We start from the raw sequence: 10,130 nt of genomic DNA, 5'->3' as shown, positions 1-10,130 counted from the left end.
GTATTTCCATTTAGAAAAAACTGGTTTAAGCCATATAATCCGATAAAAACACCTAAAGCCATACTTGATTTAGAAGAAATCCACTTTTTTTCAGCTGGTTTCTTGCAGCGAACAAATTTTACTTTGTAATATAGATAAAATGAAAGTGCGATTGTAATTAAAATAACTAATACTGGCATGATTAACTTAACCTCCATTTTTCATTACTCTGAGGCTATTTTAACTTTTTATCTAAAAAAATGCCATAGCATGCTCTTTTTTCTTTTCATATGGAGTAAAATAAAAATTTATTTGATCATAAAGGAGAAAACCATGAAAGAGAAAATATTAAACATCATAAAAGAATATGAAACCATCATTATCCATAGGCATGTTCGTCCAGATCCAGACGCATATGGATCTCAGGGAGGCCTAGCCGAGATTCTTAAAGCCTCTTTTCCCGAAAAGACAATTTATACCGTTGGAAAGGAAGAAGAAACGCTTTACTATTTGCGCAGACTGGATAAAATCCCAAATGATGCATATGAAGGGGCCTTAGTCATTGTTTGTGACACAGCGAATGCCGAACGGATTTGTGATGAAAGGTACCATTTAGGGGATAAATTAATAAAAATTGACCATCATCCAAATGTTGACCCATATGGGGACATGATGTGGATTGATACAGATGCTAGCTCTGTCAGTGAAATGATTTATGAATTTTATCTTTTTGGCAAGGATAAGGGCTTGAAAATGTCGGATGAAGCAGCTAGATTAATATTCGCGGGAATTGTAGGAGATACAGGGCGGTTTCTTTTCCCAAGCACATCTGATAAAACTTTTGCCTATGCTGGTGAACTTATTCACTATAATTTCTCACGGCCAGAGCTGTTTGATAAAATGTATGAACTATCGCCAAACGTTGTGAAGTTAAATGGATTTGTCCTGCAAAACTTTGAAGTGAAAAAACATGGCGCTGTATCAATGGTTCTAAAAAAAGAATTATTAGAAGAATTTCAAGTAAAGGCATCAGAGGCTTCCCTTCTAGTAGGAGCCCTTGGTCACATTAAAGGCATTAAAGCATGGGTGTTCTTTATCGAGGAAGAGGATCAGATTAGAGTTCGTCTTCGTTCTAAAGGTCCAATCATAAATGAAATTGCCAGAAAATACAATGGCGGCGGACATCCGCTTGCCGCGGGAGCATCCATCTATTCATGGGACGATAAGGATGTCGTCATCAAGGACTTAGAAGAAGCTTGTATGGGCTAGAAGGCTGATCGAAATAAAAGAGTCGGGCCCCTCATTTTTTGCAGCAGGGCCTGACTCTTGATATGGTTATTTACAGTAATAACTTTATTAATCCAATTTAATATCTACTTTAATTGATAAGGTTGTATAGATTACCATTTTTCTAATTTCAACACGATAACGCTTTTCATTCACTTTAAAAACCTTATTCTCAATCATTTTTTCGATTAAATCACTACTTTTATTAATAGTTTCAATATCCTTTGCCTTCATCATTTTAATATCTTCTTTTATTTCATCTTCAATTTCAAAAACACTAAATGAATCTAGTTTATATTTATCGCTGTTTTGGATTTTTACTTTAATTTCTTGAACGATAAGCTTTTGACTATTTAATTTATTTAGTTCTTTGTAGTCCTCCTGCCAGATTTTAATATCATTCTCAAGATCAGCAATGTCTTCTCTATGCTTTTGTATTTCCTTGCTGTATTTCTCATTCCATTCGCCAAATATATATAGAAAAATAAACCAGCTGATTATACCGCCTATTGCCATTCCAGCAAAGAAGCGCTGCCAGACGGGTCTAGAAAAATACGGCGGCATCCTCATGATATATGCTCCTGAGTTAGCCAGTTTATTAGTATAGCACCCGTTTGAGCTCCTCCAAAGGCAGATAGAATTAATAAGAATTGTTTAAATAAGTCTTTTGTTTGACCATCTAAAACACCTTTTTCAAAGCTATAAAGCGTATCAAATGTTCCTCCGATTGCTGCAATAATTGCCCAAATTCTAATAATATTAGATATTCGATATGCTTCTGTTAAAGGCGGCTTTCCCGTAAGAAACGCAGCAACGCTTCCAATAATCGATCCTCCGATGACTACCCCAAGAGCAATAAAATAACTATCAAATAATGTAGCGAAATAGGGCTGGATTTTCATGATCATCCTTCCTTACCGCGGAGATAAAAACGCTTCCGCTTTTCTTATTTCCGCCTAATATCAAAACGATTTCTACCATTCTATGGACAAACCTTCTGAAATATGATTAATCCTCTTCTACAAATTTTTGTTTAGATCTTATTAAAAAGAGAACGTATTTTCCTTTTTCCATGAACCGTCCTATAATATTAAGAAGAGAAGAATTAAGGGTGTGAACAAATTGGCATTTATTCACCTTCACGTTTATAGTGCGTATAGTTTATTGACTAGTACGGCAGCCGTTGAGCAGCTCGTCAAAGACGCAAGACAAAAGGGCTTTTCAGCAATAGCCTTGACTGACCGCAATGTTATGTACGGGGCAGTAGCTTTTTATAAAGAATGTTTAAAACAATCTATTAAACCAATTTTGGGGTTAACGGTTGATGCTGTTAGTGAGATACAGCCCTCGTTAGCCTATCCCATTGTGCTCCTGGCAAAAAATCAGATTGGCTTTCAAAATCTATTAAAAATAACAAGTGTTGTTCAAACAAAATCTCCTGAAGGGATTCCAGCCAAATGGCTAAAGGCTTATTCAGATGGTCTTATAGGCATTAGTCCTGGCATGGAGGGGGAAATTGAACATTATTTAGCAAATGATGAATATGAAAAGGCAGTGGAAGCAGCTAGTATATATAAAGAATTGTTTGGCAGGGGAGATTTTTATTTGTCTTTCCAGAATCATCAGCTTGCTGAGGAAACAAAAATACATCCAAGTTTAGTCCGTTTGTCAAAGGAAACAGGCATTGAACTAGCAGCAACAAACCAAGTTTATTATCTTTCAAAAGAGGATGCATTTGCACAAGAGTGCCTCATGGCCATTAAGAATGGGGAAAAGCTTCAGGATGAAACGAGGGTGCATCTAAAAAGCGATGAGTACTATTTAAAAACTGCAGAAGAAATGGCTGAGTTGTTATTAGAATATCCAGATGCCCTGGAAAACACATTGAAAATTGCCGACCAATGTAATGTAATGATCGAACTCAATCAGCAGCACCTCCCAAAGTATCCGGTAGAAAATAATGGCTCTTCTGATGAACTCCTGGAGGCTACGTGCCTGAAAGGGCTTAAAGAAAGATATTCAAACGTAACAGAAGAGCATAAACAAAGGTTAGCCTATGAACTTCAGATCATAAAAAGAATGAGGTTTAGCGACTATTTCTTAATTGTTTGGGATTTTATGAAGTTTTCAAGGGAGAATGGAATATTAACAGGACCAGGCCGGGGATCGGCTGCTGGATCTATTGTAGCTTATGTTTTATATATAACGGATGCAGATCCGATTGAGCATAAGCTGCTTTTTGAACGTTTCCTTAACCCTGAGCGTGTATCGATGCCGGATATTGATATTGATTTTCCCGATCATCGCAGAGACGAGGTAATCCATTATGTTTCACAGAAATACGGTGAGCTTCATGTGGCTCAAATTATTACATTTGGTACCTTAGCAGCAAAAGCGGCATTACGGGATGTAGGAAGAGCATTCGGATTAAATCCGAAAGAATTAGACAGCTTATCGAAAAGAATACCATCTAAATTAGGGATTACTTTAAAGGATGCCTATAAGGAATCAGAATCGTTACGAATGTTTGTAAGTGAATCGAGCTTAAATCGCAGGCTGTTCGAAACGGCGCTTAAGATAGAGGGGCTTCCAAGGCATACGTCTACTCATGCGGCAGGGGTCGTTATAAGTGAAAAGCCATTAGTAAATGTTATTCCAATTCAAAATGGGCATGATGGGGTTTATTTGACACAGTATTCAATGGAGCATTTAGAAGAAATCGGCTTATTAAAAATGGACTTCCTAGGGTTAAGAAATTTATCTCTAATTGAAAATATTTTGAAGTCAATTCAAAAAAAGACTGGTAAGAGTATAAATATTAAAGCGATTCCTCTCCATGATCATAGCACCTTTGAGTTATTAAGCAGAGGGGAGACAACTGGAATTTTCCAGCTGGAATCTGAAGGAATGAGAAAGGTATTAAAAAAGCTCCGTCCTTCCAGCTTTGAAGATATCGTTGCCGTAAATGCTTTGTACAGACCAGGTCCAATGGAGAATATCCCACTTTTTATTGATCGTAAGCATGGTAAACAAAAGGTTACTTACCCCCACACCGATTTAATCCCCATTCTTGAGAATACATATGGGGTGATTGTTTATCAGGAACAAATTATGCAAATTGCAGCCAAATTGGCGGGGTTCACACTTGGAGAGGCTGACTTGCTTAGGAGAGCCGTCAGTAAAAAACAAAAGGAAATTCTTGACAGGGAAAGAACCCATTTTGTAAATGGGGCGTTAAAGAAAGGCTACAATGAGAAAACGGCCAATGATATATATGATTTAATCGTTCGCTTTGCCAATTATGGCTTTAACCGGAGTCATGCTGTTGCCTATAGCTTTATCTCTTATCAGCTTGCTTATTTAAAGGCACACTATCCCCTTCATTTTATGGCGGCATTGCTCACATCTGTTATTGGAAATGAAGAAAAGATTTCTCAATATGTGAGGGAGCTCAAGCAAATGAATCTTAAGATTCTTCCTCCTTCCATAAATAACAGCGGATACTCATTCTTAGTTGAAAAAGATACTATTAGATATAGCTTGGCTGCAATTAAAGGAATAGGTGCATCTGCTCTTAAGGAAATTTTTCGTTCGAGAAAGAATAAACGGTTTGATGATTTATTTGATTTCTCTATCCGAGTGACGGCGAAAGCGATCAATCGAAAGGTGCTGGAGGCGCTAGTGCATTCAGGAAGCTTTGATGAATTTGGTCAAGACCGGGCTGTACTGCTTGCAAGTCTTGACCCCGCAGTTGAACATGCAAATTTACTGAAGATCGAAGATGAACAAATTGATTTCTTTTCAGAAGGTGATTTTTTTCCAAAACCAAAGTATACACTAGTAGATTCGATACGTTCAGAGGATAAACTGGCTTTTGAAAAGGAGGTACTTGGGGTTTATTTATCAGACCATCCTGTTGCTTCATACGAGATGTATGTGCCAATGTTGAACGCCACACAACTATATTATTTGCATCCTAGTACAAACCGAGTCCGTGCAGTAGTTTACTTGACAAATATAAAAAATATAAGAACAAAAAAAGGTCTTGCCATGGCTTTTTTAACGATCAGTGACCAAACAGATGAATTGGAAGCGGTTGTTTTTCCTGATACATATACTAAATTCTCCGTATTGCTAAAGCAAGGCAATATTCTTTTAATTGAGGGGAAGCTGGAAGAAAAGGATGGAAAGCGTCAATTTATTGTTCAAAGATGTGAAGAAGTCAATGCGGCTATCGAAAAGGAAGAGAAAAAGGATCCCGTACTATATTTAAAGATTACAAAAGAAAATGAAGATCCGGATATTCTTCATTATCTCAAAAAATTATTTAATGAAAATGAAGGAAAAGTTCAAATTATTTTATATTATGAAAGCACGAAAAAAAGGATTCGTTTAGGAGAGGAAGATTTAGTTAATCCTACTGAAGAATTTATTATGAAATTAAAGGAAATCCTTGGGGAACAACACGTAATTCTCAAAAAATAGCATTTTTCCTGACTCATGTTATTACTTTACATCATCAACAAATATGGTATATTTGTTAAAAGAGAAAATGGTCTGACCACCACGAGACTTTACAGATTTCTACAACCGATCGATAGAAAGATAATGTCTATTAAAAGAAAAAGAAAATTTTGAAATTAATTAGCTGACTGCTTAGAATATCGCATAAAGAAAACGAAGGCATCTGCAATAGTTCTTGCAGACGCCAAGTTTTATTTGTTTTACATAACGTATATGCTAACTGAATTAAGCAATCCAAAGGAGTGGAATAAGTATGACCTTACGTGAAGAAGCTCTTCATATGCATAGAGTTAACCAAGGAAAACTCGAATCAAAGTCTAAGGTGCCAGTGAGAGATGCACGAGATTTAAGTCTCGCATACTCACCTGGAGTCGCGGAGCCTTGTAAGGAGATTTATGATAAGCCTGAATCTGTTTACGAATATACAATGAAAGGCAATATGGTAGCGGTCGTGTCAGATGGGACAGCTGTACTTGGGCTTGGAAACATTGGCCCCGAAGCTGCACTGCCTGTCATGGAAGGAAAAGCTGTCTTATTCAAAAGCTTTGCTGGTGTAGATGCATTTCCTATTTGTTTAAATACAACGGATATTGATAAAATTGTTGAAACGGTTAAATTACTAGAGCCTACTTTTGGAGGCGTTAATTTAGAGGACATTGCTGCCCCTAATTGCTTTGTGATTGAAGAAAGATTAAAAAAGGAAGCAAATATCCCTGTTTTCCATGATGATCAGCATGGAACCGCCATTGTAACGGTTGCTGGCCTTGTAAATGCATTGAAGATTACAGGGAAGAAAATGAATGAAATTCGGGTTGTTGCAAATGGAGCTGGCGCTGCTGGGATCGCCATCATTAAACTTCTTTACACATATGGGGTTAGAGATATCATTATGTGCGATACTAAGGGTGCGATTTACGAAGGCCGTCCGAATGGTATGAATGATATAAAAACGAATGTCGCGAAATATACGAATCGCGATAAGGTTCAAGGAAGTCTTGCAGATGTCATTAATGGTGCAGACGTTTTCATTGGAGTTTCTGCCGCTGGCTCTTTGACAGCAGATATGGTTAGTTCAATGAACCAAGATCCGATTATCTTTGCAATGGCGAATCCTACTCCGGAAATCATGCCTGATGAAGCAAAGGCAGCAGGTGCAGCTGTCATTGGAACAGGAAGATCCGATTTCCCTAATCAGGTAAACAATGTTCTTGCATTCCCGGGTATTTTCCGCGGTGCTTTAGATGTAAGGGCGACACATATTAATGAAAAGATGAAGATTGCGGCAGTAGAAGCCATAGCAAATCTTATTCATGAAGATGAACTGAACGCAGACTACGTGATTCCAGGTCCTTTTGACTCTAGGGTCGCACCAGAAGTTGCTGCCGCAGTGGCAAAAGCAGCGATGGAGACAGGGGTAGCTCGAATTAAAGTTGACCCGGAAGCTGTCAAAGAGAAAACACGAAAACTCGCAGTTATTGGGAAAAGTGAGTGAGTCTTTAACGTGGATCCAAGTCAACAAGGTTCAAAGATATATGTTGAAATTGTCAAACAGCTTAGACTGATGATCGAACAAGAGGGTCTAAAAGCTGGCGATAAATTACCTTCTGAACGAGAATTGTGTGAGCGCCTAATAGTTGGGCGCTCTTCCGTTCGTGAAGCGCTAAGAGCACTTGAACTTCTAGGGTTAATTGAAACTAGAAGAGGAGAAGGAACCTTTATTCGCGACTTTAAAGGACATCAGCTTGTTCAACTGATCAGTACCTTTATTCTTCAAGATGAAAAGGCGAAAGCAGACATTGCTGAGACAAAGTCTCTGATTGAAATGGACTGCTTGTTACTTGTTCTTATCAAATCACCAGATAAGCTATTGCAAGACATAAAAAAATGGGCGGAAACTTCATCATTCACAGATGAAGATTTTTTCCTGAAAATGGCGGAGCTTGCAGATAATCATTTGCTTCTGCGAGTATGGACAATATTAAAAGACTATTATAATTCCTTGAAAATATTTAAAATGGACGCAGACAAGCAAGAATATATGAATGTAATCAATAAACTATTAACAAGAAAAGAATCTGAGGTTAGGAAAGCCTATAAGGAGCTTAGAAAATTGTCGAATGATTAACGACAGTTTTTTGCAAATTTTGTAGCTCTTTTATTCTATAGTGGTAAAGATAGACAAGTTTTCCTTCACTCATTTATTTTTGTTCTAAGTGGTCTGACCACTTCTGTTACGAAAAGAAACGCTGTTATATATAGAACGGGAGGTTTCACCTTGCTTAAGGAGATTTTTACAAAACCAAAAAAGAAGAAATACGCTACAATTCCTTCGGAAGCAGCCAAGCAGGATGTTCCCGAAGGAATTATGACAAAGTGTCCAAACTGCAAAAAGATCATGTATACGAAAGAATTAATGAAGAATTTAAAGGTTTGCATGCATTGCCAATACCATCATTCTATGGATTCAGGTGAGCGGGTAGATAGCTTTCTTGATGAAGGCAGCATTGAAGAAATGAATGCGGGAATGATTTCTGAAAACCCATTGAATTTCCCTGATTATATTGAAAAACTTGAAAAGGACAGGAAAAAGTCCGGTATAAACGAAGCGGTTGTCACTGGCATTGGAACAGTTAACGGACATCAGATTGTTATTGCCGTTATGGATTCAACGTTTCGAATGGGCAGTATGGGATCGGTAGTTGGAGAAAAAATAACACTAGCAATTGAAAAAGCAGATGAATTGTCAGTACCTTTCATTATCTTCACAGCTTCAGGCGGAGCCAGGATGCAAGAGGGTGTACTAAGCTTAATGCAGATGGCAAAAACTAGTGTGGCTTTAAAAAGATTCAGTGATAATGGCGGTTTAATTATTTCTATTATGACACACCCAACTACTGGGGGCGTGTCAGCTAGCTTTGCCTCTCTTGGTGATTATAATCTAGCAGAACCAGGGGCGTTAATTGGCTTTGCAGGTAGAAGAATCATTGAGCAGACGATCAGGGAGGAACTGCCTGAAGACTTCCAAACATCAGAATTTTTATTAAAACACGGACAATTGGATGCAGTCATTTCGAGGTTAGATTTGAAAGGGCAAATTGCGACTATTCTATCTATACATGAACAAGGAGGTGACCTTGAATGGTAGGAGTCCTTGAATTTGAGAAACCGGTTATTGAGCTTAGGAATAAAATATCGGAGCTAAAGGAATTTACTAAAAATGCAGATGTGGATTTATCTGCAGAAATTGAAAAATTAGAAGCAAGGTTAGGAAAATTAGAAAAAGAGATTTATGAAAACATGAAACCTTGGGATCGAGTGCAAATCGCAAGACACCCAGGCCGTCCAACGACTTTGGATTATATTTCACTTCTTTTCACTGATTTCTTTGAATGTCATGGAGATAGAACATTTGCAGATGATGAGGCGATTGTTGGCGGGATTGCCAAATATAAAGGACTTCCTGTTACTGTAATTGGTCATCAAAGAGGCAAGGATACGAAAGAAAACATCCGCAGAAACTTCGGCATGCCTCACCCAGAGGGTTACCGAAAAGCCCTTAGGCTAATGAAACAGGCAGAAAAGTTTAGACGCCCGATTATTTGTTTCATTGATACAAAAGGTGCTTATCCTGGTAAAGCAGCCGAAGAACGAGGGCAGAGTGAAGCAATTGCCCGAAATTTATTTGAAATGGCTAGTTTAAAGGTGCCTGTCGTTTGCATCGTTATCGGAGAAGGCGGAAGCGGAGGCGCATTAGCACTGGGTGTTGGAAATCATATTCATATGCTTGAGAATTCAACGTACTCGGTTATTTCGCCTGAAGGTGCTGCTGCTATATTATGGAAGGATGCCACTCAAGCGAAAAGAGCAGCTGAGAGCATGAGAATTACAGCCCCAGATCTTAAAGAGTTAGGAATCGTTGATGAAATTATTTCTGAGGTTAAAGGTGGGGCACATAAAGATATAAAGCAGCAGGCACATTTCATAGATGAAGTCCTGCATAAATCTCTGAAAGAACTAAAAGGATTTACAGAAGACCAATTAACTATTCACCGGTATGATAAGTATAAATCCATTGGTGAGTTTTCTAATTTAAAGGAATTTATCGGGGTAAAATAGGGACGTGCTATTACAGCATGTTCTTTTTTTTTGGTCAGTATTGAAATTCTACAATCTGTTAGCTATTTCAATAGAAAGTATAACTTTTCTCGAGTTTGAGAACTGTCCAGCTCCACAAGGAACGCTTCGGCAGCATTATCATCGCACGAGTAAAAGCGTTAGTTTTTAGGAGGAGCGCCTACCCCCAACGTACAGGACGTACTAGTGTCGACAATGCGACAGGA

At 38.0% G+C, this 10,130-nt stretch carries 9 protein-coding genes; 6 read left to right on the top strand and 3 right to left on the bottom strand.

The genetic code is table 11. From position 1 onward, the window contains the following. A partial coding sequence (locus V7164_RS07315; protein WP_335353778.1) for a YtpI family protein occupies window positions 1–179 on the bottom strand: 179 nt, incomplete at its 3' end. 133 nt (window positions 180–312) lie between these two features. Between V7164_RS07315 and V7164_RS07310 the strand changes: the two genes are divergently transcribed. Beyond that, the gene (locus V7164_RS07310; protein ID WP_335346920.1) at window positions 313–1,248 is read left to right on the top strand and encodes a DHH family phosphoesterase; all 936 of its coding nucleotides are present in this window, start codon (window positions 313–315) and stop codon (window positions 1,246–1,248) included. Between the two features lie 87 nt (window positions 1,249–1,335). Here V7164_RS07310 and ytrI read toward each other — a convergent pair whose 3' ends face one another. Beyond that, complete coding sequence (ytrI, locus tag V7164_RS07305; protein WP_335353777.1) at window positions 1,336–1,836, bottom strand: sporulation membrane protein YtrI; 501 nt, start codon at window positions 1,834–1,836, stop codon at window positions 1,336–1,338. Continuing rightward, window positions 1,833–2,168 carry a YtrH family sporulation protein gene (locus V7164_RS07300; RefSeq protein WP_335353776.1) on the bottom strand — a complete coding sequence of 112 codons (336 nt, stop codon included), beginning with the start codon at window positions 2,166–2,168 and terminating at the stop codon, window positions 1,833–1,835. The genes ytrI and V7164_RS07300 overlap by 4 nt, the downstream gene beginning before the upstream one ends. Before the next feature lie 220 nt (window positions 2,169–2,388). On the opposite strand from V7164_RS07300, the gene dnaE reads away from it, so the two are divergent. From dnaE to accA, 5 genes are all read left to right on the top strand, one after another. Further along, on the top strand, window positions 2,389–5,751 hold the full coding sequence (gene dnaE / locus V7164_RS07295) for a DNA polymerase III subunit alpha (protein WP_335353775.1): 3,363 nt from the start codon (window positions 2,389–2,391) through the stop codon (window positions 5,749–5,751). A 292-nt stretch (window positions 5,752–6,043) separates the two neighbouring features. After that, a complete protein-coding gene (locus V7164_RS07290) occupies window positions 6,044–7,282 on the top strand; it encodes an NAD(P)-dependent malic enzyme (RefSeq protein WP_335353774.1) in 1,239 nt (412 codons plus the stop codon). A 69-nt stretch (window positions 7,283–7,351) separates the two neighbouring features. Next, complete coding sequence (locus V7164_RS07285; RefSeq protein WP_438824705.1) at window positions 7,352–7,915, top strand: FadR/GntR family transcriptional regulator; 564 nt, start codon at window positions 7,352–7,354, stop codon at window positions 7,913–7,915. Between the two features lie 150 nt (window positions 7,916–8,065). Continuing rightward, on the top strand, window positions 8,066–8,935 hold the full coding sequence (accD, locus tag V7164_RS07280) for an acetyl-CoA carboxylase, carboxyltransferase subunit beta (protein ID WP_335353772.1): 870 nt from the start codon (window positions 8,066–8,068) through the stop codon (window positions 8,933–8,935). Beyond that, the gene (gene accA, locus V7164_RS07275; RefSeq protein WP_335343863.1) at window positions 8,929–9,906 is read left to right on the top strand and encodes an acetyl-CoA carboxylase carboxyl transferase subunit alpha; all 978 of its coding nucleotides are present in this window, start codon (window positions 8,929–8,931) and stop codon (window positions 9,904–9,906) included. Before accD ends, accA begins: the two co-directional genes overlap by 7 nt. The last annotated feature ends 224 nt before the right edge of the window (window positions 9,907–10,130 follow it).

Source organism: Bacillus sp. JJ1474 (assembly GCF_036965225.1).
Classification (GTDB): Bacteria; Bacillota; Bacilli; order Bacillales; family Cytobacillaceae; genus Cytobacillus.
This window is presented reverse-complemented; position numbering and strand designations above follow the sequence as displayed.

What these genes read in the sequence shown, in the direction of transcription:
- V7164_RS07310 (WP_335346920.1), top strand. Translation starts at nt 313, where the DNA reads ATGAAAGAGAAAATATTAAACATCATAAAAGAATATGAAACCATCATT.
- ytrI (WP_335353777.1), bottom strand. Translation starts at nt 1,836, where the DNA reads ATGAGGATGCCGCCGTATTTTTCTAGACCCGTCTGGCAGCGCTTCTTT.
- V7164_RS07300 (WP_335353776.1), bottom strand. Translation starts at nt 2,168, where the DNA reads ATGAAAATCCAGCCCTATTTCGCTACATTATTTGATAGTTATTTTATT.
- V7164_RS07290 (WP_335353774.1), top strand. Translation starts at nt 6,044, where the DNA reads ATGACCTTACGTGAAGAAGCTCTTCATATGCATAGAGTTAACCAAGGA.
- V7164_RS07285 (WP_438824705.1), top strand. Translation starts at nt 7,352, where the DNA reads ATGATCGAACAAGAGGGTCTAAAAGCTGGCGATAAATTACCTTCTGAA.
- accA (WP_335343863.1), top strand. Translation starts at nt 8,929, where the DNA reads ATGGTAGGAGTCCTTGAATTTGAGAAACCGGTTATTGAGCTTAGGAAT.